The sequence below is a fragment of the Ruminococcus sp. B05 genome, from assembly GCF_003628495.1.
GTDB classification, from domain to species: Bacteria; Bacillota; Clostridia; order Lachnospirales; family Lachnospiraceae; genus Schaedlerella; species Schaedlerella hominis.
Genome location: NZ_RBZR01000002.1, coordinates 85,978 through 109,769, shown reverse-complemented (window position 1 = coordinate 109,769; position 23,792 = coordinate 85,978). Strand labels below are relative to the sequence as shown.

The 23,792-nt window shown below is 38.0% G+C and carries 19 protein-coding genes; 17 read left to right on the top strand and 2 right to left on the bottom strand.

Annotated elements, in window-relative coordinates; translation table 11 throughout:
• Positions 1–12 precede the first annotated feature (12 nt).
• The 4 genes from D8Q48_RS03515 (at position 13) to D8Q48_RS03500 (ending at position 3,473) form a co-directional block, all read left to right on the top strand.
• Positions 13–1,551 (top strand): sodium/proline symporter, encoded by a 1,539-nt coding sequence (locus D8Q48_RS03515; protein WP_121055448.1) that lies wholly within the window; start codon positions 13–15, stop codon positions 1,549–1,551.
• A gap of 115 nt (positions 1,552–1,666) precedes the next feature.
• Positions 1,667–2,449, top strand: coding sequence for an RNA polymerase sporulation sigma factor SigG (sigG, locus tag D8Q48_RS03510; protein ID WP_121055446.1), 783 nt, complete (start codon positions 1,667–1,669; stop codon positions 2,447–2,449).
• A 51-nt stretch (positions 2,450–2,500) separates the two neighbouring features.
• Entirely contained in the window at positions 2,501–3,196 is a 696-nt protein-coding gene (locus tag D8Q48_RS03505) for an HAD-IA family hydrolase (protein ID WP_330514333.1), read from the top strand.
• 13 nt (positions 3,197–3,209) lie between these two features.
• Positions 3,210–3,473, top strand: a complete 264-nt coding sequence (locus tag D8Q48_RS03500) for a glyoxalase (RefSeq protein ID WP_117989581.1) — start codon at positions 3,210–3,212, stop codon at positions 3,471–3,473.
• Between the two features lie 82 nt (positions 3,474–3,555).
• Here the strand turns inward: D8Q48_RS03500 and D8Q48_RS03495 are convergent, their stop codons facing one another.
• Positions 3,556–3,990, bottom strand: a complete 435-nt coding sequence (locus tag D8Q48_RS03495; protein WP_118687627.1) for a hypothetical protein — start codon at positions 3,988–3,990, stop codon at positions 3,556–3,558.
• Positions 3,991–4,161: 171 nt separating this feature from the next.
• Here D8Q48_RS03495 and pth point away from each other — a divergent pair, with 171 nt between their 5' ends.
• The 3 genes from pth to D8Q48_RS03480 all read left to right on the top strand — a co-directional run bounded on the left by pth (position 4,162) and on the right by D8Q48_RS03480 (position 9,257).
• A complete protein-coding gene (gene pth / locus D8Q48_RS03490; protein WP_118687626.1) occupies positions 4,162–4,740 on the top strand; it encodes an aminoacyl-tRNA hydrolase in 579 nt (192 codons plus the stop codon).
• A 2-nt stretch (positions 4,741–4,742) separates the two neighbouring features.
• Positions 4,743–8,096 (top strand): transcription-repair coupling factor, encoded by a 3,354-nt coding sequence (mfd, locus tag D8Q48_RS03485; RefSeq protein ID WP_117989584.1) that lies wholly within the window; start codon positions 4,743–4,745, stop codon positions 8,094–8,096.
• 108 nt (positions 8,097–8,204) lie between these two features.
• Positions 8,205–9,257 (top strand): peptidylprolyl isomerase, encoded by a 1,053-nt coding sequence (locus D8Q48_RS03480; protein WP_118687738.1) that lies wholly within the window; start codon positions 8,205–8,207, stop codon positions 9,255–9,257.
• A 113-nt stretch (positions 9,258–9,370) separates the two neighbouring features.
• Here D8Q48_RS03480 and D8Q48_RS03475 read toward each other — a convergent pair whose 3' ends face one another.
• On the bottom strand, positions 9,371–9,856 hold the full coding sequence (locus D8Q48_RS03475) for a cytidylate kinase-like family protein (protein WP_117989585.1): 486 nt from the start codon (positions 9,854–9,856) through the stop codon (positions 9,371–9,373).
• A gap of 211 nt (positions 9,857–10,067) precedes the next feature.
• On the opposite strand from D8Q48_RS03475, the gene D8Q48_RS03470 reads away from it, so the two are divergent.
• From D8Q48_RS03470 to gltX, 10 genes are all read left to right on the top strand, one after another.
• On the top strand, positions 10,068–13,358 hold the full coding sequence (locus tag D8Q48_RS03470) for a DUF5717 family protein (RefSeq protein WP_121055444.1): 3,291 nt from the start codon (positions 10,068–10,070) through the stop codon (positions 13,356–13,358).
• Positions 13,359–13,372: 14 nt separating this feature from the next.
• A complete protein-coding gene (locus D8Q48_RS03465; RefSeq protein ID WP_117989587.1) occupies positions 13,373–14,656 on the top strand; it encodes a DUF5716 family protein in 1,284 nt (427 codons plus the stop codon).
• Positions 14,631–15,398, top strand: coding sequence for a hypothetical protein (locus tag D8Q48_RS03460; protein WP_117989588.1), 768 nt, complete (start codon positions 14,631–14,633; stop codon positions 15,396–15,398). The genes D8Q48_RS03465 and D8Q48_RS03460 overlap by 26 nt, the downstream gene beginning before the upstream one ends.
• 124 nt (positions 15,399–15,522) lie before the next feature.
• The gene (locus tag D8Q48_RS03455) at positions 15,523–16,365 is read left to right on the top strand and encodes an amino acid ABC transporter substrate-binding protein (RefSeq protein WP_118687623.1); all 843 of its coding nucleotides are present in this window, start codon (positions 15,523–15,525) and stop codon (positions 16,363–16,365) included.
• A gap of 122 nt (positions 16,366–16,487) precedes the next feature.
• The gene (locus D8Q48_RS03450) at positions 16,488–17,135 is read left to right on the top strand and encodes an amino acid ABC transporter permease (RefSeq protein WP_117989590.1); all 648 of its coding nucleotides are present in this window, start codon (positions 16,488–16,490) and stop codon (positions 17,133–17,135) included.
• 11 nt (positions 17,136–17,146) lie between these two features.
• Entirely contained in the window at positions 17,147–17,905 is a 759-nt protein-coding gene (locus tag D8Q48_RS03445) for an amino acid ABC transporter ATP-binding protein (RefSeq protein WP_117989591.1), read from the top strand.
• A 194-nt stretch (positions 17,906–18,099) separates the two neighbouring features.
• On the top strand, positions 18,100–19,527 hold the full coding sequence (gene purF / locus D8Q48_RS03440) for an amidophosphoribosyltransferase (protein ID WP_121055442.1): 1,428 nt from the start codon (positions 18,100–18,102) through the stop codon (positions 19,525–19,527).
• 71 nt (positions 19,528–19,598) lie between these two features.
• Positions 19,599–21,032: an adenylosuccinate lyase gene (gene purB / locus D8Q48_RS03435; RefSeq protein ID WP_117989593.1), complete on the top strand. Its 1,434-nt coding sequence runs from the start codon at positions 19,599–19,601 to the stop codon at positions 21,030–21,032.
• Between the two features lie 188 nt (positions 21,033–21,220).
• A complete protein-coding gene (locus D8Q48_RS03430) occupies positions 21,221–22,192 on the top strand; it encodes a hypothetical protein (protein ID WP_121055440.1) in 972 nt (323 codons plus the stop codon).
• A gap of 124 nt (positions 22,193–22,316) precedes the next feature.
• On the top strand, positions 22,317–23,771 hold the full coding sequence (gene gltX, locus D8Q48_RS03425) for a glutamate--tRNA ligase (RefSeq protein ID WP_121055438.1): 1,455 nt from the start codon (positions 22,317–22,319) through the stop codon (positions 23,769–23,771).
• Positions 23,772–23,792: the final 21 nt, after the last annotated feature.

Genomic DNA, 23,792 nt, shown 5'->3' with positions numbered 1-23,792 from the left:
TGAGGAATAAATATGAATAGTAATGTGTGGGGAATTTCTGCGATTATTGTATGCTATCTTGTAGGGATGGTCGCAATTGGAATTTATTTTATGAAGAAAAACAGTTCCACCGGAGATTATTATCTCGGGGGCAGACAGTTAGGTCCGATTGTGACAGCAATGAGTGCAGAGGCATCGGATATGAGTAGCTGGTTATTGATGGGACTGCCGGGAGTTGCTTATCTGACAGGAACTGCAGATGCGGCGTGGACGGCAATCGGACTTGCAATTGGAACCTATTTGAACTGGCTAATTGTAGCAAAGCGGCTGAGACGATATTCGGTTGTTGCGGGAAATGCAATTACAATTCCGCAATTTTTTAAGAATCGCTATCATGATAAAAGTGGAATTCTGGCAGGATTGTCCGCAATTTTTATTGTTATCTTTTTTATTCCATATACAGCATCCGGTTTTGCGGCATGCGGAAAACTATTTTCTACCTTGTTTGGAGTTCCTTATTTTGGAGCAATGTTGGTCAGTGCAATTGTAATTGTGGCATATACGGCATTAGGAGGATTCTCGGCAGCAAGCACAACAGATTTGATTCAGAGCATTGTTATGTCGGTGGCCTTGATCAGTGTTGTGTTATTTGGTATTAAGACATTGGGCGGTATGGATGTGATAACATCACAGACTGCTTCCATGCAGGGATATTTGTCTCTTACAAGTGTATATAATGAGGGTACAGCGGTCCCTTATGGTTCGATTAAAATCGCATCTACGCTTGCATGGGGACTTGGATATTTTGGGATGCCGCATGTACTTTTGCGCTTTATGGCAATTAGTGATGAAAATAAAATAAAACTTTCCAGAAGAATTGCAACAATTTGGGTAGTGATTTCCATGGCGGTTGCAGTATTTATTGGAATTATGGGATATACTTTAAGTAGACAAGGATACATTGATATGCTTACAGGAGCAGATTCCGAAAAAGTAATTATCACCATTGCAACATTGATGAGCAAGAGTGGTGTGCTTGGAATTGTACTTGCTGGACTGATCATGTCAGGGATTCTGGCATGTACGATGTCGACAGCCGATTCACAGCTTCTTGCGGCATCGTCAAGTGTATCGGAAGATTTGTTAAAGGGAATATTAAAAAAAGAAGTTAGTGAGAAGACATCTCTTATAATCGCAAGAGTAACCGTACTTTTGATTGCGGTCATGGGAGTGCTTATGGCGCTGGATCCGGAAAGTTCAGTTTTTGCAATCGTTTCTTTTGCATGGGCAGGCTTTGGCGCGGTATTTGGACCGGTAGTATTGCTTGCACTGTTCTGGAAACGTTCCAACCGACAGGGAGCCATTGTCAGCATGTTTGCAGGCGGTGTTATGATTTTTGTATGGAAATATCTTGTACGCCCAATGGGCGGAGCGTTGGATATTTACGAACTGCTCCCAGCTTTTCTGGGTGCGATGGTTTTAAATATTATTGTGAGTCTTATGACTGCACCGCCGGAAAAAGAGATTGTTGATGAATTTGAAAAAGCAGCAGATAATAGTTATAATTTGTAGAATTGTCAAGGACTAAAACTTTTTTTATTTTATTAGAGTCGGAATAACAAGGAGACAATGTGAGAAAAATTTTACTAGATTTAAATTTTTGAAATCTTGTAGGAGGATTCAAACTATGGCTCTAAATAAAGTTGAAATATGTGGTGTAAATACAGCGAAGCTTCCTCTCCTGTCTGAACAGGAGAAGGAAGCTTTGTTTGTTCGTATCAAACAAGGAGACAGGGACGCCAGAGAAGAATATATAAAGGGAAATCTCAGATTGGTTTTAAGTGTGATCAAGCGATTTTCGTCAAGCAATGAAAATGCTGATGATCTGTTTCAAGTTGGATGCGTGGGGTTGATGAAGGCTGTGGATAATTTTGAACCGGATCGCCTGGTGAAATTTTCGACATATGCGGTTCCGATGATCATTGGAGAAGTCAGACGTTATTTGAGAGATAATAATTCAATCAGGGTGAGTCGTTCACTTAGGGATACGGCATACAGAGCAATTTATGCAAAAGAAGCATATGTGAAAATGAATATGAAAGAACCGACAGTAGAGGAAATTGCACAGGAAATTGGTATTTCAAAAGAAGATATCGTGTTTGCAATGGATGCAATTCAAAGTCCGATGAGTTTGTATGAGCCGATTTATAGCGATGGAGGTGATACGCTGTATGTTATGGATCAGGTGAGCGATAAAAAGAATAAAGAAGAAAACTGGGTAGAAGAATTGTCTTTGGAAGCGGCGATGAATCGGTTGGGAGACAGGGAACGTCATATTATACAGATGCGGTTTTTTGAAGGAAAAACACAGATAGAAGTGGCGCAGGAGATTCAAATTTCACAGGCGCAAGTAAGCAGATTGGAGAAAAATGCGTTGCTTATAATGCGGCAATATTTGACGGGAAAATAAAAGATAGAAAAAAAGTAGAGTTAGATATTGAAATTTTTGAGACTTCATACTATGATAATCGTAGACTACAGGAAAGGGTATGAAGTAACCATGTATAAAGCATGCATATTTGATTTGGATGGAACATTGACAAACACATTAGACTCTCTTGTGTATTCGACAAACGAGACATTAAAAGAGATGAAGCTCCCGCAGATTTCAGAAGAACAGTGTCGAATATTTGTTGGGAATGGAGCAAGAGTGCTGATAGAAAAAGCACTGGGCAGTTCAGGTACAGAGAACCTTGACAGAATTGAAGAAGCAATGCAGATATATGGACGTATATTTGATGCAAATTGCACATATCATGTAGTACCTTATGAAGGGATCACAGAGATGCTGGAGTCGATGAAGAATCGAGGATTGAAACTTGCAGTTTTGTCAAATAAGCCACATAAGCAGGCGGTTCATGTTGTGGAGACTATTTTTGGCAAAGAGACATTTCAATGGATTCAAGGGCAGATAGACACAGTTCCGAGAAAACCAGATCCTACGGCTGTACTTCAGATCGCAGAGAAATTAGGAGCAACGCCTGAAGAGACACTATATATTGGTGATTCAGAAGTGGATGTAGCTACAGGTAAGAATGCACAGATGCATACCGTAGGAGTGACATGGGGATTTCGCGGTAAAGAGGTTTTAGAAGATGCCGGACCGGAATTGATTGTGAATTCGCCAGAAGAAATCATGAACATGATAGAGGATTAGGGAGGTTTGAAATATGAACGAATACAGTGAAGAGTGCTTATTAACTTTCTTAGAAAATCAGTCTCAGTTATTTGATGAGCCAGTTGCGGGATCAATGGAAGAGGCAGAAGCTTTTTTAGAAGATTGTATGGCAGTAGTCGTGGATTCGCTCGATGAGGTAAAAGAGTACTTCGAAGAGAACGGAGCAGATGTAGAAACTATGAGCATGGATGAATTAGAAGAGGCTTCGGAAGTATTTCCATTACCAAACGGTCAGTATTTGATTGTAGAAGGTTAGTGTAGTAGAACCATTCAGACTAAGTTTTGAAATATTTTATATGAAAAAATGAATAGAAAGAACCGCAAAAAAAAGCTGCAGCCTAATGGACTGCGGCTTTTTCAATGGCTTCATTAATTGCATCCAGGAGGATTTGCGAGGTATATGGTGTTTCAGAGGAAAGAGAGATATTGTCGGTTGATTGGGTTTTACAAATCTGATCTGCTATATTTTCAATAGCCGGTTGCAACAGAGGAAACATGGTGGCTGTACTTTCATCCAGATTTGATAGTCGGATCGCTTTAATCTGTGATTCATCTACGGTTACTTCTACTTCCAGATTTGTGTTATTTAAAGTGAGTGAAGATGTATAAATGCCGGGAGTATAGAGTCTGGCTGAGGCTGTAGGTGCGGAAGAATGTTCAAAGCGAAACATTATGACCAGTAAAATGATTAAAAGTATTCCTAAGGCTGCAAAGATAAGTGTATATATGATTTCCTTCATGTGAAGAACTACGATTTTGGTTTTAGACCCCATGTAAAGTAAACCTCCAATGCATTTTTTATTATTGTATGAAAGAAAAGAAGAAAATATGTTAATGCCTTACGAAGCATGAAAAAGGTAATATTGAAAGATGCAGATGACAAGTCAGAGGTTTTCGGATAGAATAGGAATGTGAAAGAATAGAATGAAAGGTGAGTTAATAGGATGTTTATTATAGTAGGATTAGGAAATCCATCAAAAGAATATGAAGGAACAAGACATAATGCAGGATTTGAAGTTATAGACCGAATTTCTGATAAATATAATATTTCCGTAGATACAAAAAAACACCGTGCACTGATTGGAAAAGGAATCATAGAAGGTCAGAAAGTAATCCTTGCGAAACCACAGACTTTTATGAATCTTAGTGGTGAGAGTGTGAGAAGTTTGCTGGATTACTATAAGGTAGATGAAGAACAAGAATTAATCGTGATTTACGATGATATCAGTCTGGATAACGGACAGATCCGTATTCGTGCCAAGGGAAGTGCAGGAGGACATAACGGGATTAAGAATATTATTGCGCATCTTGGTGGACAGGTATTTCCAAGAGTAAAAGTCGGAGTTGGAGAAAAACCATCAAAATATGATCTGGCAGATTATGTGCTTGGACATTTTTCAAAAGAAGAGCAGGTGCTCATGGACGAAGGCTATGCTCATGCGATACATGCAGTTGAAATGATTCTGGAAGGTGATATTTCTGCTGCAATGAATGAATATAATCGGAAAAAGAAGGAAGAGTAAACGTGAATGCATTGTTGTCACCGCTAAAGGAACTGGCGGATTATGAAGAAATTATAAAAAATAGAAATAGAGAATCCGGTACTATACAGATTACGGGATGTGTAAATTCTCAGAAAACACATTTGATGTATGCGCTCAGTAAAGGCGTGAAATATAATCTTGTTGTATTTTCAAATGAGGAAAAAGCTAAACAGGCGTATGAAGAATATAAATTTCTTGATGAAAACACATATTATTATCCGGCCCGTGATTTGTTGTTTTATCATGCAGACATCAAAGGAAAATATTTGCAGAGCCAGCGAATGGAAGTTATCAGGGCAATACTGGAATGTGACAAGAGTGCATCAATTACTGTAATCACAACGATGGATGCATTTCTTGATGGGGTGATCGGGCCAAAAGAGATAGAAACACAAAAACTTACATTGTTATCCGGGGATGTTCTTGAGTTTGGTAAGGTGCAGGAACAACTTGTGAAAATGGGATATGAGAGGGAAACGCAGATTGAAAGTCCGGGGCAGTTTGCTGTCCGTGGCGGAATTTTGGATGTATTTCCATTGACAGATGAATTGCCGGTAAGAATTGAACTGTGGGGAGATGAGATTGACTCTATTCGGACATTTGATGCAGAAAGTCAGCGCTCAATTGAAAATTTAGAAAAGGTAACGATTTATCCGACAGGAGAATTGATAACGGATGAGACAAAAAGCGTTTCTTTTTTGGAGTATTTTAACAGAAAAGAAAGTCTGTTGTTATTAGATGAGCCAATCCGGCTTCTGGAACAGGCAAAAGAGATAGAATCAGAATATCAAAAAAGCAGAGAAAACCGACAAGAAGCAGGTATGGAGGAGTCTGCGGATGAACTTTTGGTATTTGCGGTAGAAGAGATAATTGAGAAGATGAATCAGTATTCATCTGTTGCATTTACTACGTTAGAATCAAAGTGTGGCACATTTCATGTGAGACGGACATATTCGCTCCAGACAAAAGGGGTCAATCCATATAATAATAGTTTTGAAATGCTGACACTTGATCTAAAACGATTAAAACGAAATGGCTACCGAGTGATTTTGTTATCAGGTTCAAGAACGAGAGCGCGAAGACTGGCAGAAGATCTTCGGGATTATGAGCTAAGCAGTTATTATAGTGAAACATTGGAAAAAGAGGTGCAGCCGGGCGAGATACTTGTGACTTACGGACATGTAACGGAAGGATATGAATATCCGATGTTAAAGTTTGTGGTTATTTCAGAAAGCGATATTTTTGGCAGAAAAAAGAAAAAACGCAAGAAAAAACATAGTTATGAAGGACAGAAAATTCGGGATTTTACAGAATTAAAAGTGGGTGATTATGTTGTTCATGAAAATCATGGTCTTGGTGTATACGAAGGAATCGAGAAGATACAAGTTGATAAAGTAACGAAGGACTATATGAAGATTCGCTATGCGGGAGACAGTGCACTGTATATTCTCGCAACGCAGCTGGATATGATTCAGAAGTACGCCGGTTCAGATGCAAAAAAACCTAAATTAAATAAACTCGGAACAGCGCAGTGGCAGAAAACAAAAAGCCAGGTTCGAAGTGCAGTGAAGCTGGTAGCGAAAGATCTGGTGGAATTGTACGCAGCACGTCAGAGGGCAGATGGATATGTCTACGAACCGGATACGGTATGGCAGAAAGAATTTGAAGAAATGTTTCCATTTGAAGAGACTGAAGACCAGCTGCAGGCGATAGAAGATACAAAACATGATATGGAGAGTCATAAAATCATGGACCGGTTGATCTGTGGGGATGTCGGATTTGGCAAAACAGAGATTGCTATACGCGCGGCATTCAAAGCAGTTCAGGAAGGAAAACAGGTGGTATATCTTGTGCCTACAACAATACTGGCACAGCAGCATTATAATAATTTTGTACAGCGTATGAAAGAATTTCCGGTACGTGTTGATTTATTATGTAGGTTCCGAACCAGTACAGAACAGAAAAAAACAATAGAAGATTTGAAAAAAGGACTGGTAGATATTGTGATCGGAACACATCGTGTGTTGTCAAAGGATGTACAATATAAAGATTTAGGGCTTTTGATCATAGACGAAGAACAGCGATTTGGAGTGACGCACAAAGAAAAAATAAAGAAATTGCGTGAAAATATTGATGTATTGACTTTAACAGCCACACCGATTCCGAGGACGCTTCATATGAGTTTGATAGGAATACGTGATATGAGTGTATTAGAAGAGGCTCCGATGGATCGTATGCCGATTCAGACTTACGTAATGGAATATAATGATGAGATGGTAAGAGAAGCCATCGAACGCGAGCTTGCCAGAAATGGACAAGTATATTATGTATATAATCGTGTCAGTGATATTGCGGATGTAGCAGATAAGGTACAAAAATTAGTTCCGGATGCGAATGTAATGTTTGCACATGGTCAAATGAATGAACGTCAATTAGAAGATATTATGTATGATTTTATCAATGGTGAGATTGATGTGTTGATTTCAACAACAATCATAGAGACAGGTCTGGATATTTCAAATGCGAATACCATGATCATCCATGATGCTGACAGACTTGGACTATCTCAGTTGTATCAGCTGAGAGGAAGAGTTGGAAGATCCAATCGAATGGCATATGCATTTTTATTATATAGAAGAGATAAATTGTTAAAAGAAGTGGCAGAAAAGCGATTGGCAGCAATCCGGGAATTTACAGAACTTGGTTCAGGATTTAAAATTGCAATGCGTGATCTTGAAATCCGTGGTGCAGGAAACCTGCTTGGCGCAGAACAACATGGACATATGGAAGCAGTTGGATACGATTTGTATTGTAAGATGCTTAATGAAGCGGTCAAGCAGGAAAAAGGCGAGATGGATGAAGATATTTTCAACACAACGATAGATCTGAATGTGGATGCTTATATTCCGGATAGTTACATTTCAAATGAATTTCAGAAGCTGGATATTTACAAACGAATCGCAAGTATTGAAAATGAAGAAGAGATGGATGATATGCTTGAAGAGCTGATTGACCGTTTTGGGGATGTCCCGAGAAAGGTGCAGCAGTTATTGCATATTGCGCTACTTAAAGCATTCGCACATTCTGTTTATGTGACAGCAGTAGAACAGAAAACTGATACAATTAAGATTGTAATGTATGAAAAAGCAAAGGTGGATCCAAAAAAGATACCAGGTTTGTTGGAAGCATATCATGGAAATTTGGTGTTAAAGGCAGAGGCAACGCCATATTTTCTCTACCAGAAAAAGGGAAAGAATAAAAAGGAAAAAAGCGAAGATGTTCTTGAACTTGTGAAAAAGCTGTTAAATGATATAAAAACCTTGTTAGAAATATAAAAACAGATTATAATGATTTAAGTTGACGGGCTCAGCTTGAGCGTGGTGGAAGTGAAGAAAGCTTCTTTTTAGAATGCAGAGAATATGAAGGGAGAACGGACAGAAAATATGAATCAGTGGAAAAAAAGAGTGACTGCTCTGGGACTGGCAGGTATGTTAGCTGTCACTGGTCTGACAGGATGCGGCTCTATGAATAATGATGACGTTGTTGCAACAGTAGGAGAAAGTGAAATAAAATTAGGGGTGGCAAATTTCTATGCGAGAATGCAGCAGGCGCAGTATGAAACTTATTATGCAGGTATGATGGGAACGACAGGTGAAGAGCTGTGGGCAAAGGAAACTGATGGTAAGACATATGAGCAGTCAGTTAAAAGCAATATGATCAAGTCATTAGAGAATATGTATATTTTGGAGCAGCATGCTTCAGAGTATGATGTAGCACTTAGCGAGGATGAAAAGAAAGCGATTGATAAGGCGGCAGAGGAATTTGATGAGAATAATGCACTTGAAGACAAAGAGGCTGTCTCAGGCTATAATAAGTATGTCAAGAAAGTTCTGGAGCTTTTAACAATTCAGAGTAAGATGGAAGATGTGATGACAGCGGATGTGGATACAGAGGTATCAGATGATGAGGCGGCTCAGAAATCTATGAAATATGTATTTTATAGTTATACAAAGGATGAGAACGATTCGACATCGACAATGAGTGAGATAGAAAAGACAGAAGCGAAACAAAAGGCAACAGATTTTGCGGAAAAGTTGAAGAATAGTGATACAAAGGATATTGATGCCGTAGCGAATGAAGCTGGCATGGAAGTACAGACTGCTACATTTGATTCAGAATCTACTTCTCCGAATGCAGATTTAGTGAAGGCAGCAGATGCTCTTACAGCAGAAGGCGACGTAACAGATGCGATTGAGACGGATTCCGGTATATATGTTGCAAAAGTGACAAGCTTTCTGGATCGTACTGCAACAGACGCAAAGAAGCAGTCAATTGTAGAAGAGAGAAAGCAAGATCAATATGATGCTTTTTTGAAAAAGTGGAGAAAGAAAACAAATATCGATCTGAATAAACGTGTATGGAAGAAAGTAGATTTCCAGAAACAGGGTGTGACAGTAAAAGATACATCAAGTAATGCAGAAGAGAGTGCAGAGTAGATAAGAAAATTAAAAAGAGGATGAAAGCAAAAAATAGCTTTCATCCTCTTTTTATGTAAATCAGGCAAAGTGAATAATGCTTGTGCAAAATGTAACTCGCTTGATATGAGATACTAAATGTATTCCAGCTTTTCAAAATACTGCATAAGGATATCGGCACAGTGCTCAACACCTAACTCACTTGTGTCAAGAATCATGTGGTAGTCATTGACATCGCCCCATGTTTTACCGGTATGTTCATAATAATAGGCGGCACGCTGTTCGTCTGTCTTTTCGACCCTTTCTTTGGCAGCATCATAAGAAAGATTCTCTAGTTTCATGATTCGATGAATACGATCTTCTTTAGCAGCACAAACATAAATATTTAAAACATTCATGCGGTCTTTTAAAATATCGGAGGCACATCGACCAAGTATGATACAAGGTTTCTCGGCAAGTTTACGAATTGCATCAGCCTCTGTTTCATATTCATGTTCTCCTAATTTCTGTTCAATATATGCTTTGTCATATACCGGAATATCCAGGCGCTTTGACAGTTCATTTGCAATGACGCTTGCACCGGTTCCGAAACGTCGACTCATTGTAATTACTAATTTCATAATGCATTCCTCCTTTGTATTTTTCCATTATAACACTTATTTGCAAAGGATTCACTAAAAACAAAGTGAAAAAATGATGAAAAATTAAACTGTATGCATGTATACAGTTTAATTCGAAAATATTTTTATACACCATTGCAAGAATGAAAGGGATGATGTTATAATTCATAGTAGCGTCGTGTGCGTAAAAGAATATAAGTAGGTGACGAAGTTGAAAAATAAAATAAAAAGACTTTCAAAAGGGGATTTTCATGTCCCACAGCCTGACATTATTTTCCCGGAAACAAGGATTATTATGCGTGTCGGAGAAGGCGAAATATATAAAGGCAGTTTTTCATTGCAGAACCAGGGAGAGGGGACAATCCGAGGATTGGTATACCCGTCTTCTTTTCGTGTACATTGTGAGGAACAGGGGTTTGACGGGAATCCTGTAAACATATCCTATACATATGATGGGACCGGATTGGTGCCTGGGCATGTCGAACATGGAAAGTTTACTATCGTATGTAATGGCGGAGAATATGATATTGCTTTTACAGCAGTGATTGAGAAGCCGTTTGTGATGACTTCTTATGGAAAAGTCCAGAGCTTAGAAGACTTTAAAAAATTAACTTATCGTGATCCGGCAGAAGCGGAAAAATTATTCCGTTCCAGAGATTTTTATGAAATTTTAAAATACGAAGATAAAAGAATCCAGGCACTTTATGACAATATGCGTAAGTGGGAATTGGATCAGCAGGCACTGGAAGAATTTTTAGTTGGCTGTAAACAAAAAGAAAAAATTTATCTGACGCTGGAAGAAGAGAGTCGAGCTTTTACCTCTATGAAGGAGGCAAGAAAAGAAAAGTTTACATTGAAAAAGAATACTTGGGGACATTTAGATATTGATGTCCGTACAGAGGGTGACTTTTTATATGTAGAACATACAAAGATATCGACAGAAGAATTTTTAGGAAATTCTTATAGAGTAGAGTATTTTATCAGTGCAGAACGTTTACATAAAGGCAGTAACTTTGGCAAGATTATTCTTGAAACGCCATATGAAACATTGTCATATGAAATCATTGTTGAAAAAGATATATGCAGAGATGAAGACAAGAGAGATGAGACAAGAGAGTATTTGAGTATTCTGAAAGATTATCTTGTATATGAATCAGGCAAGAAAGAGCTGGAAGAATGGACGGCGGATTCTATCCATAAGGCAGAGCGTCTGCGTAAGATGGATGAGAATAATGAATGGTATCTGCTTTTACAGGCACATATTTGTATTATCGGTGGAAAGAAGGAGCAGGCAAGAACGCTGCTTGAATCATACAATTATAACCGATTTGCAATTGGTAAGAATGTGGAACTTAGCTCGTATTATTTATATTTGACTACATTTTTAAGTAATGACACGATTGGACAGAGAAGAGTAGCGGAAGAGCTTGCAAAATCGTATATGAAGCATCCAGACAGCTGGCGCATTTTATGTATGCTGATCAATGTAGATTCAGAATATAAAATCCTCAGTGAGAAGCTTCGTATTTTAGAAAAATTATTTAATACAGAAAAGACAAACAGCCTTATTTTTTATCTGGAGGTATTTCGTTGTTATCGTGAAAAGAGTACAAGCTTGAAAAAACTAGGCATGTTTGAAATTCGAGTTCTTTTATTTGCGGCAAAATATGGATTGATGACAAAGGAGCTTGCACTTTATACAGCTAATCTGGCAAGTCAGTCGAAAGCATATGATAAACATTTGTTCCAGACATTGGTGCTGTGCTATAAAGCATATCCGGAAAGTATGATACTGACTTCTATCTGTACCCTTTTGATAAAAGGAAACTGTGTAGGAAAAGAGTATTTTGAGTGGTATGAAAAGGCTGTTGAAGAGGAATTAAAAATCGCACAGCTTTACGAATTTTATATGGAATCAGTGGATGTAGATATGTTTCAGAAGCCATTGCCACGATCTGTATATTTATATTTTTTACATGGCAATATGCTTGATTACAATAAATGTGCATTTTTGTATGCCAATGTTATTACTTATGAAGATGAGAGCAGCGAAATTTATGCACATTATCGTGAAGAGATGGAATCATTTGCATGGAGACAGTTGGAACGCAGACATATTAATGCGCATTTAAGAACAATATATAAAAGATTTATTTCAGAAAAAGAACTGAATCCGGAACGTGTGAAGGCATTATATGATATTTGCTATTCTTATGAGGTGAAAACAAAGGTACATAACATAAAATTTATTTATGTCATTGCAGAAGATGGAAAGATTACACAGAGAGTACCATATTCAGAGCAGGGAACACTGATCTGCCTGTATGCAAAATCAGACCGCCTTGTGTGGGAGAGCAAAGATGGAAGACATTATACAGATTCTATTCCATATGACAGCAAGCGTATGTTCTATGAACTTCATTACATGGATGTTTGTAAGCGCTATTTGAATAGTTTAAAAATAAATCAGGAAGAAGAAACTGTTCCTGAATTGACCTTAGAAATCGTACAGCAAAATGGTGTGGAAAAATACGAAGACAGTGAGATGCTGGCTCTTAGCAGTAAAACAATCCGTGAAAATAATTATGCATGTGATGATTTCCTTACATATGTATGTTTCAGACTGTTTAAAAGAGGACAGTATGATAAAGTAATCCTGACATATCTGGCAAATTATTATTGTGGAGCTACGATCGAGATGAAAGAACTCTGGAGAGAAGCAAAGGAATATGAGGTGCATACTCATAAACTCGGAGAACGAATCCTGACACAGATGCTTTTTTCAGAATCCTTATTTGGCGAGGCTGCTATTTTTGAGGAATATTATGCAGAAGGTGCATATATTGGATTGCAGCAGGCTTATCTGGCATATATGTCGAGAGCGTATGTAGTAGAAAATAGAAAAATCAGTAAGAGCGTGATTGATATTATCTGCAAAGAATTTGAAAAAGGTGAAGAGACGATTGATATCTGTAAGATTGCGGTGCTGAAATATTATGCACAGAAAGAATATGATTCTTCAATGAGAAAAACATTGAAAAAGTTTATGCAGGATTTATGCGGAAAACAGATATATTTCCCATTCTTTATGAAGTATGAGAAAGAATGGCTGATTGAACAGCAGCTGTGGGATAAGACACTGATTGAATACAAAGGGCAGAAGGGCAGCAGAGTCATGTTGTATTATCAGTTGCAGAAAGGTGATTCTGAAAATGTGGATTATTCAACAGAAGTATTAACACCAATGTATGAAAATTTATATGTTAAAAAATTTGTCCTGTTTGCCAATGAAAAATTGAAATATTATTTTAAAGAAATAATAGATGGTAATGTATATCGAAGTGAAAAAGCAGAGTGTACAAAAAAAGTAGAGCAAGGCGAACGGGGACGTTATGGAAGAATCAATGATATTCTGCTTTTAGATGGAGAAGAACAAGAAGCAAAGATGAAAGAATATGAGATAGAAGATGCTGTCGCTGCTCATATATTTGGAGAAAATTAAGGAGGCTTATCTGCATGATGCAGGGAAATATAATAGGATACGAAATAAATGAAAAAACCTGCCAGATCAGTTTCTATAATGATCAGCAGCTTGAACCGGAGACGTTGGAGTCAGAATCTGATAATTATCAGATTCCGCTGATCATTGGAAAACTTAGAGATACCTGGGCTTATGGGAAAGAGGCTAAAAGACTGGTGTCGATCAGTGAAGGTTTTACTGTGACAAGGCTGTTGGAGAGAAGTCTGGCCGGAGAAAAGGTTGAATTTGGAGAGGATACTTATGATGCGGTATGGCTCTTATCAAAATTCATTCAGATGTCTTTGCAGACATTCCCTAAAATTGATGGGATTGTCTTCACAGTGCCGGAGTTGACGGAAGAACTGGCAAAGCTATTAAGAGGAATTGCTGTCCGTATGAATATTGATAAACAGCATATTTTTATTCAGGATTATAAAGAAAGTTTTTGTAATTACCTGTTTTATCAGCCGAAAGAATTATGGCAGTATGAAGCAGCACTGTTTTGCTGTGATCGTAATGAAATAAAGGCCTATATGCTTAGAAGATTAAAACCTGGACTTGGCGGTGGGAAAACTACATTTGTGACTGTTGACGAGGTCGCAAGTGCACATATGAAAGAATTGGCGGCAGTATATCCGGTTTTAAATGAAGACAAAGCCAGAGAAGCAGATTCTATGTTCTGTAAGTTCATAGAAGGGGTATTTGATAAGAGAATTGTCTCATCTGTGTTTTTGACCGGTGAAGGTTTTGAGAATAACTGGTATCCGAATGCTTTACGTCTGCTTTGCAACGGACGAAGAGCTTTTATAGGAAATAATCTATATAGTAAAGGTGCTTGCTTTACATCTTATAGAAAGATGTATATGCAGGTAGAAGATCCTGTTTATTTGTCGGATGGCAAGCTGACAGATCAGATCACACTTAATCTCAGGGTGAATGGTCAGGAGATGTGGTATCCGATCGTATCTTGGGGAGCACAGTGGTACGAGTCAAATAATCAGTGGGAAGTTTTATTGGAAAAGGTAGAGGATATCGAATTACATATTGAGTCACTTGTTCAAGGAACAGTACGAACAGAAGTAATCCCGATGGATAAATTTCCGAGACGCTCTGAGTATGCGATGCGCCTGATGATTGAAACACTGTTTATGGATGAAAAGACATGTAAGATCATTGTGCGTGATATGGGATTCGGAGAATTTTATCCGGCGACAGATTTTCAGAAAGAGAAGATTATTCATTTAGGAGGCAATGATGGGAAATTTAGTTCTATGTCATGAGCAGCATGCAGCACATCCTTATGAGATTTCCAGGATCCACTGCAAAATATATACAATAGAAGAACTGTGCTATTATCTGTGTAATAATCTTTATCTGATAGATTACACCATTATGAACGAGCAATTGTGTAATTGGCTGGACGAAGAATTAGGACTTTCTGATTTGTCAGAGCAATTGCGTGAGATGATGCAGATGCATGGTTCAGTAGAAAAATTTGTACTTACGATATTGAAGGAATCAAAGATTTATCGTGAAGCACAGATGATCCGAATTCAAAACGTACTGGAACGTCTGAAAAATCAGAAGGACATTGAGCGCCAGAAATTCAAAGGAGACAACCTGCTGGAAAGCGGAGAAATTGAAGAGGCAATCCTTGTTTATCAGGAAATATTAAATGAAGAGCGTGACGAAAGCGTAGAGGATAAGTTTTATGGACAAATCTATGCAGGATTGGGTGCAGCATACGGAAAATTGTTCTTATATCAGGAAGCTGCTAAAATGTATGATCATGCGTATAAAATTTGTGAAGATAAAAAATATTTAAAGCCATATCTTTATGCATCTTACAAATATATGTCAATGGAAGAATATCATATTTTACTTACAAAACACGCGGATTATGTGGAAGTGAATGCACAGATGCGCCAGGAAGTAGAAGATGTAAAAGCAAAATCATTGTCAGAGAATAACGAAATACAAATTGATGAGTGGAAACGAAAATATCGTAGGAGCAATATGTAAGTTATATGTGGTCAATAATTGACAAGTATCTTAAAATGTGTTACACTGCCTAGGTGATTTAGTGTGGTAAAGCAGTCAATTGCTAAAAGAGTGACGCAAACCACCGACGCAGGAGGGTGATACAATGAAAAAGAAATTGGCAGTAGCATTGATTGCAGCGTTGACAGTATCAACAATGGCAGTGGGATGCGGAGGTAGTAAAGATTCTTCATCTACAGATACAAAAACAGAAAGCTCGAAAGATTCAGTGTCAAATGGAGGAGATACTTTTACAGTAGGATTTGATGCAGAATATCCACCATACGGATACATGGATGATGATGGAGAATATACAGGCTTTGACTTGGAACTTGCACAGGCAGTATGTGATCTGGAAGGCTGGACACTTGTAAAAAAACCAATCAACTGGGATTCAAAAGATATGGAATTAAATTCCGGTTCTATTGATTGCATCTGGAATGGATTTACAATGAATGGAAGAGAAGATGAGTACACATTCTCTACACCATATGTAGATAACAGCCAGGTAATCGTAGTTGCTGAAAATTCAGGAATTGAAAAACTTTCAGATCTTGCAGGAAAGACAGTAGGTGTGCAGGCAGCTTCAGCAGCACTCGATCTTTTGAATAGCGAAGAAGAGGGGGGTCAGAAAGCACTGGCAGATACATTTGGTTCGCTTAATGAGTTTGCTGATTATAATACAGCATTTACAGAGCTTCAGGCAGGAGCACTGGATGCACTCGCGATTGATATCGGTGTTGCAAAATATCAGATTAATTCCAGAGGAGACGGATATAAAATCTTGGATGAAACTTTGAATACAGAGCAGTATGCGATTGGATTCAAAAAAGGAAATACAGAGCTTTGCGACAAAGTGAATGCAGATTTAAAGAAACTGGCAGAAGATGGTACAGTTGAAAAACTGGCTGAGAAATATGAAATTGCCGATATGGTAACATTAAAATAATAGGACAAGATGAATGGTGCAGGATGACTATACCCCTCTGAAGAGATTCAGAGGGGCATAGTTTCGTTAGCATATAAATGTAAAAAAGCAATGGGGAAGCTTTTTACATGAGAGGAGGCAATATGAGTTTTGAAGTAATGCTGCGTCAGCTTGGCGCAGGGTTTGGACAGACATTTTTAATATTTATTTTAACATTAGTATTTTCACTGCCGCTTGGAATGGTTGTATATTTCGGCAGGGTAAGCAAATTAAAACCGGTTAGCTGGCTGGTTAAAGTATACATTTCTATTATGAGGGGAACACCGTTGATGCTTCAGCTTCTGGTATGGTATTTCGGACCATATTATTTGTGGGGGATGAACATAGGCGGATACAAATTAACGGCAATCTTATTGGGCTGTTCTTTAAATTATGCAGCATATTTTGCAGAAATTTATCGTTCGGGAATTGAATCAATCCCAAAAGGACAGTATGAGGCGGCAGCTTTATTGGGATATTCTAAACAGCAGACATTCTGTAAAATTGTGTTGCCACAGGTGATAAAAATTGTATTGCCATCGGTGACAAATGAAGTAATTACACTGGTAAAAGATACATCGCTTGTATATTCATTATCTTATATTGAAATGTTTGCAGTAGCAAAGCAGATTGCAGCGGCTCAGACAACGGTTTTGCCGTTCTTTATAGCGGGTGTTTTTTATTACATATTTAACTATGCGGTTGCAGGTGTGATGGAGCTGCTCGAAAAGAAATTGAATTACTATCGATAGGAGACGGCAGTATGAAGCTTTTAGAAATGAATCATATAAAAAAAGATTTCGACGGAGTTCAGGTTATTAAAGATATATCCTTATCCGTTGAACAAGGAGAAATACTTGCTATTATTGGGCCATCAGGTTCTGGAAAATCAACATTGCTCCGCTGTGCGACAATGTTAGAGACAATAAGTGATGGTGAAATTCTGTATCTGGGGAAAAAAGCAGCCTGGATAGAAAATGGAAAACCAGTATTTCCAAAGAAAGAAGAAAGAAAAGAGATACAGTCCTGTTTTGGACTGGTATTCCAGAATTTTAATTTATTTCCGCATTTTTCTGTAATGAAAAATATAACAGATGCGCCGATTAAAGTACAGAAGAGAAAGAAAGAGGAAGTATATAAGGAAGCAAAAGAGCTGCTGAAAAAGATGGGACTGGAGGATAAAGCAGATGCATATCCATATCAGTTATCCGGCGGACAACAGCAACGTGTATCAATTGCAAGAGCTCTGGCAATGAAACCGAAGATGTTGTTTTTTGATGAACCAACATCTGCATTGGATCCGGAACTTACCGGTGAGATTTTGAAAGTTATCAAAAGTCTGGCGTCAGAGCATATGACCATGGTTATTGTTACACATGAAATGAATTTTGCCCGAAAAGTTGCGGATAAGATCATTTTTATGGATAAAGGTGTAATTGCAGAGGAAGGAACTCCGGAAGAAGTATTTGCATCAGATAATGCCAGAATGAAAGAGTTTTTGGGAAAACTGGCAGAAGAATAGCATATGTCTGACAGAAAATGTAAAAAAATAACTAATATTATTAGGAAGACTTATATATAAAATTTGAAATAAATAATGACTGCGAAGACGGACAAGGCGGGGAGAAATGTTGATTTTCAACCTGCCTTGTATTATAATCATCGTGCAGGTTATTCGGCAAAAACAGGATAAAAATAGATGAAGGAGTTTCATTCATGAGCGAATTTGAAGAAGTAACAACAGGATTGGGTGAAGAGTGTGGTGTCTTTGGTGCTTACGATATGGATGGCGGCGATGTCGCTTCTACAGTTTATTATGGACTGTTTGCATTGCAGCATCGTGGACAGGAAAGCTGCGGAATCGCAGTGACCGATACATATGGAAAGAGAAAAGTCCTTTCCAAAAAAGGATTGGGACATGTCAATGATGTGTTTGACCGCGAGTCTTTGACAAAGTTAAAAGGAAATCTGGGAGTAGGACATGTTCGATACTCTACAGCAGGTGCGACACGTGTTGAGAATGCACAGCCATTGGTTATTAATTATGTAAAAGGAACACTCGCAATAGCACATAATGGTAACTTGACAAATGCAGTTGAACTGAGAAAAGAACTGGAGTATACTGGTGCAATTTTCCAGACGACAATTGATTCGGAAGTAATTGCATATCATATTGCAAGAGAACGTTTGAATACACCTACTGCAGAAATCGCAGTGAGAAATGCAATGAAGAAGATTAAAGGTGCGTATGCACTTGTTATCAGCAGTCCGAGAAAAATGATCGGAGCACGCGATCCTTGGGGATTTAAACCATTGTGCATAGGAAAAAGAGATAATACTTATCTGCTGGCATCTGAAAGTTGTGCAATCTCTGCAGTTGGTGCAGAATTTGTTCGTGATGTAAAACCAGGAGAGATTGTTACTATAACAAAAAATGATATCTCTTCAGATATGAGCATGGCAATTCCAGAGGAAGAGCAGGCAAGATGTATTTTTGAATATATTTATTTTGCAAGAACAGACAGTACAATTGACAATGTGAATGTATATCATGCAAGAATCACAGCAGGAAAGGCATTGGCAGAATCATACCCGGTTGAGGCAGACCTTGTAGTAGGTGTTCCGGATTCCGGTCTGGTGGCAGCAAAAGGATATTCTGAAGCGTCAGGTATTCCGTATGGAATGGCATTTCATAAAAATAGTTATGTGGGCCGTACATTTATCAAACCAACACAGAGTGAAAGAGAGTCCAGTGTTAAGATTAAGCTGAATGTTATAGAAGAAGTAGTAAAAGGAAAAAGAATTGTAATGGTAGATGATTCCATTGTACGTGGAACGACTTGTGCGAACATTATTAAGATGTTAAAGAAGGCCGGAGCAACAGAGGTTCATGTAAGAATCAGTTCACCACCGTTTTTATATCCATGCTATTTTGGAACCGATGTTCCATCTAATGAACAGTTGATCGCACACTCACATACAACAGAGCAAATTCGTGAAATGATCGGAGCTGATTCACTTGGATATATGGAAATTGACAAGCTGAAAGATATGGTTGGAGATTTAAAATATTGTGATGCATGTTTCACAGGAAAATATCCAATCGAGGTTCCGAATGAAGATGTCAGTCATGCATTCGATTGAAGCACTTGACGAGACTTTTTAATATCTTATATAATAAATTTAATAGGATAACAACAAAGGAGAATATAATTATGGCAACAGACCGTTATACAAGTCCGCTTTCAGAGCGTTACGCAAGTAAAGAGATGCAGTATATTTTTTCTCAGGACAAGAAATTCAAAACATGGAGAAAGTTATGGATCGCACTTGCAGAGACAGAAAAAGAATTAGGACTCAATATTACTGATGAGCAGATTGAAGAATTAAAAGCACATGCAGAGGATATTAATTATGATGTTGCAAGAGAACGTGAAAAAGTTGTACGTCATGATGTGATGTCACATGTATATGCATATGGTGTACAGTGTCCGAAAGCAAAAGGTATCATCCACCTTGGTGCAACATCATGTTATGTTGGAGATAACACAGATATTATCGTAATGGCAGAGGCTTTAAAACTTGTTCGTACAAAATTGGTTAATGTAATTGCAGAGCTGGCAAAATTTGCCGATGAGTATAAAGCACAGCCTACACTTGCATTTACTCACTTCCAGCCGGCACAGCCAACAACAGTTGGGAAGAGAGCAACTTTATGGATGCAGGAATTTGAGATGGATTTAGAAGATCTTGAATATGTACTTGAGAGTTTGAAATTGCTTGGTTCAAAGGGAACAACAGGAACACAGGCAAGCTTTTTGGAACTCTTTGACGGAGATCAGGAGACAATCGACAAGATTGATCCAATGATTGCTGAAAAACTTGGATTTAAAGCTTGTTATCCGGTATCAGGTCAGACATACTCACGTAAAGTAGATACAAGAGTGCTCAATGTACTTGCAGGTATTGCAGCAAGTGCACACAAATTCTCAAATGATATCCGTCTTCTTCAGCATTTGAAAGAGGTAGAAGAGCCATTTGAGAAGACACAGATTGGTTCTTCAGCAATGGCTTATAAGAGAAATCCGATGAGAAGTGAGCGCATCGCATCACTTTCCAGATATGTGATGATCGATGCTTTGAATCCGGCAATCACTTCAGCTACACAGTGGTTCGAGAGAACATTGGATGATTCTGCAAACAAACGTCTTAGTATACCAGAAGGATTCCTTGCGATTGATGGTATTTTAGATCTCTGTCTGAACGTAGTTGACGGTCTGGTTGTATATCCAAAAGTAATAGAAAAACGTCTGATGGCAGAGCTTCCGTTTATGGCAACAGAAAATATTATGATGGATGCAGTAAAAGCAGGCGGAGACAGACAGGAATTACATGAGAGAATCCGTGAATTGTCTATGGAAGCAGGAAGAAATGTAAAAGAAAAAGGTCTGGATAACAATCTGCTTGAGCTTATTGCAGCAGATTCAGCGTTCAATCTTTCATTGGAAGACCTTCAGAAGACAATGGAACCATCAAGATATGTAGGACGTGCAAAAGAGCAGGTTGATGCATATTTGAATCGTGTGATTCGTCCATTGTTGGAGAAAAATAAAGAAGTGCTTGGTGTAAAAGCAGAGATTAATGTATAAAATATAGAACAAAATATAGTTTTCTTGAATGGACTGTTAAGATTTGAAGAAAAAAGCAAAGGAATGTTGCATTTAATTGCAGCGTTCCTTTTTCTTTTATAGAATTTTTCACAATTGGTAAAAATGTAAATAGCTTTGTCTATAAAACGTTGCCGAATCTATAGAATAAGAAATGGTGAGGGATAACTATGGAAGCATGTTTGGAAATTTACGGATTTTACAGACCAAATATAAAACGCACAATTGTGGGGATATTGTGTATTGCTATTTTAACAGGCTCTGTATTTTCAAGAAAAGCTGTAGGAACAAAAGAATATTTAAGTGCAAAAAAGCAAGAAGAAACAAGAAATGAGATTGCCGTAAGTAAAATGGAGAGAATTGTTACAGCAGGCTCGCAAGAGATTATAGTAAGCGAGCCAGACAAAACTGTTATGGTGGAAGAGAAAGACAATCTTGCAGAGAAAGTTGCAATTGTGGATAAAACGAAAGCAAGTATTGTGGATGCACCAAAGGATATAATCGTAGATGGGACAAAAGACATTATCACAGATACACCAAAGAATACGATTGTGGATGAAACAAAAGATGTTATCACAGACGAGTCACAGGATACGATCGCGGACGAATCAAACAATATTCCGAAAAATGATACAGAAGAAAAAGAGGATGCCAGGACAGATATAGCAGAGACAATAACGCCATTTTTAATTGATGGAGATGGAATGATTTATGGAATCAATGAAGAAATGCTGGACTGTACAAGTGGTGTGTTGGAGCTCCCATCAGAAAATTGCGTCGGAATCCGCAGTCATGTATTTATAAATGGCTTTACTGATATTTATGAGATTTACATACCATCTAATATCTCGGTGATTGAAACAGGTGCCTTTGAAGGGATTGATAATTTATTTGATATTATGGTGGAAGAAGAAAATATAAATTACACCTCAATTGATGGTGTACTATATGATGAAGAAGAAATAACATTATTAGCATTTCCGTCAGGAAGAACAGGAGGATATATTGTTCCGACACAGACAGAAAGAATTGCAGCAAATGCATTTGCACAGACAGGATTGTCGGTGATTGATATTCGTGACTGCGGAACGCTTTTGATAGAAGATGACAGGGCAGCACAATTGGTGAGATGTGAACAGTAACACTTGAACATTTATCCCACTTGCTTTATAATAGAGCGTGGCTTTAATATCACTGTTTGTAAATGTACAAACAGTGATATTTGAATAGAATTATGTTAAAAAACAAGAAGTGGAGAATGAAAAAATGAGTAAGGTAAGAACAAGATTTGCACCAAGCCCAACAGGAAGAATGCATGTTGGAAATCTACGTACAGCACTTTATGCATATTTGATTGCAAAACATGAGGGAGGAGATTTTATCCTTCGTGTAGAAGATACAGACCAGGAAAGATTTGTAGAGGGAGCACTTGATATTATTTATCGTACACTTGCTAAGACAGGCCTTGTACATGATGAAGGTCCGGATAAAGATAAAGGATATGGTCCATATGTTCAGAGCGAGCGTAACGCACAGGGAATATATTTAAAATATGCGAAGCAGCTCGTTGAGCAGGGAGATGCATACTATTGTTTCTGCGATAAAGAACGTTTAGAGTCTTTGAAGACATCAGTATCAGAGAATGGCACAGAGATTGTAGTATATGACAAGCATTGTCTGAATTTATCAAAAGAAGAAGTAGAAGCAAACCTGGCAGCAGGAAAACCATGGGTTATCCGTTTGAATGTACCAAATGAAGGAACAACAACATTCCATGACGAGATTTATGGTGATATCACAGTGCCAAACGCAGAATTAGATGATATGATCCTGATTAAATCAGACGGATATCCAACATACAATTTTGCGAATGTAGTAGATGACCATTTGATGGAGATCACACATGTTGTAAGAGGAAATGAGTACCTTTCTTCTGCACCAAAATATAACAGATTATATGAGGCATTTGGATGGGAAGTACCTATATACGTTCATTGTCCTCTGATTACAGATGAGAACCATAAGAAGTTAAGCAAGCGTTGCGGACACTCTTCATATGAGGATTTGATCGACCAGGGATTTATTTCCGAAGCGGTTGTGAATTATGTGGCACTTCTTGGATGGTGTCCAACAGACAATCGTGAGATCTTTAGCTTAGAAGAGCTGGTAGAAGCATTTGACTACAGACATATGAGCAAGTCTCCGGCAGTTTTCGATACTGTGAAATTAAAATGGATGAATGGTGAGTATCTAAAAGCAATGGATGATGATCGCTTCTATGAGATGGCTGAACCATATATCAAAGAAGTTGTCAAAAAAGAGTTTGATCTCAGAAAAATAGCAGCACTTGTTAAATCAAGAATTGAGATTCTGCCTGACATCAAAGATCAGATAGATTTCTTCGAGGAAGTTCCGGAATATGATGTTGCATTGTATACACATAAGAAAATGAAAACAAATCCGGAGAATTCACTGGAATTATTAAAAGAAGTTGTTCCTGTACTGGAAGCTCAGGAAGATTTTAGCAATGATGCTCTATTTGAGACATTGAAAACATTTGCAGCTGAAAAGGAATACAAGGTAGGTTATGTAATGTGGCCAATCCGTACTGCAATTTCAGGAAAACAGAATACACCTGGAGGAGCTACAGAGCTTATGGATGTCCTTGGAAAAGAAGAATCTCTGATTCGTCTGAAATCAGGAATTGAAAAATTGTCATAATTCAAATAGCACTTGTAAAAA

What these genes read in the sequence shown, in the direction of transcription:
- D8Q48_RS03515 (WP_121055448.1), top strand. Translation starts at nt 13, where the DNA reads ATGAATAGTAATGTGTGGGGAATTTCTGCGATTATTGTATGCTATCTT.
- sigG (WP_121055446.1), top strand. Translation starts at nt 1,667, where the DNA reads ATGGCTCTAAATAAAGTTGAAATATGTGGTGTAAATACAGCGAAGCTT.
- D8Q48_RS03505 (WP_330514333.1), top strand. Translation starts at nt 2,501, where the DNA reads ATGATAATCGTAGACTACAGGAAAGGGTATGAAGTAACCATGTATAAA.
- D8Q48_RS03500 (WP_117989581.1), top strand. Translation starts at nt 3,210, where the DNA reads ATGAACGAATACAGTGAAGAGTGCTTATTAACTTTCTTAGAAAATCAG.
- D8Q48_RS03495 (WP_118687627.1), bottom strand. Translation starts at nt 3,990, where the DNA reads ATGGGGTCTAAAACCAAAATCGTAGTTCTTCACATGAAGGAAATCATA.
- pth (WP_118687626.1), top strand. Translation starts at nt 4,162, where the DNA reads ATGTTTATTATAGTAGGATTAGGAAATCCATCAAAAGAATATGAAGGA.
- D8Q48_RS03480 (WP_118687738.1), top strand. Translation starts at nt 8,205, where the DNA reads ATGAATCAGTGGAAAAAAAGAGTGACTGCTCTGGGACTGGCAGGTATG.
- D8Q48_RS03475 (WP_117989585.1), bottom strand. Translation starts at nt 9,856, where the DNA reads ATGAAATTAGTAATTACAATGAGTCGACGTTTCGGAACCGGTGCAAGC.
- D8Q48_RS03465 (WP_117989587.1), top strand. Translation starts at nt 13,373, where the DNA reads ATGATGCAGGGAAATATAATAGGATACGAAATAAATGAAAAAACCTGC.
- D8Q48_RS03460 (WP_117989588.1), top strand. Translation starts at nt 14,631, where the DNA reads ATGGGAAATTTAGTTCTATGTCATGAGCAGCATGCAGCACATCCTTAT.
- D8Q48_RS03455 (WP_118687623.1), top strand. Translation starts at nt 15,523, where the DNA reads ATGAAAAAGAAATTGGCAGTAGCATTGATTGCAGCGTTGACAGTATCA.
- D8Q48_RS03450 (WP_117989590.1), top strand. Translation starts at nt 16,488, where the DNA reads ATGAGTTTTGAAGTAATGCTGCGTCAGCTTGGCGCAGGGTTTGGACAG.
- D8Q48_RS03445 (WP_117989591.1), top strand. Translation starts at nt 17,147, where the DNA reads ATGAAGCTTTTAGAAATGAATCATATAAAAAAAGATTTCGACGGAGTT.
- purF (WP_121055442.1), top strand. Translation starts at nt 18,100, where the DNA reads ATGAGCGAATTTGAAGAAGTAACAACAGGATTGGGTGAAGAGTGTGGT.
- purB (WP_117989593.1), top strand. Translation starts at nt 19,599, where the DNA reads ATGGCAACAGACCGTTATACAAGTCCGCTTTCAGAGCGTTACGCAAGT.
- D8Q48_RS03430 (WP_121055440.1), top strand. Translation starts at nt 21,221, where the DNA reads ATGGAAGCATGTTTGGAAATTTACGGATTTTACAGACCAAATATAAAA.
- gltX (WP_121055438.1), top strand. Translation starts at nt 22,317, where the DNA reads ATGAGTAAGGTAAGAACAAGATTTGCACCAAGCCCAACAGGAAGAATG.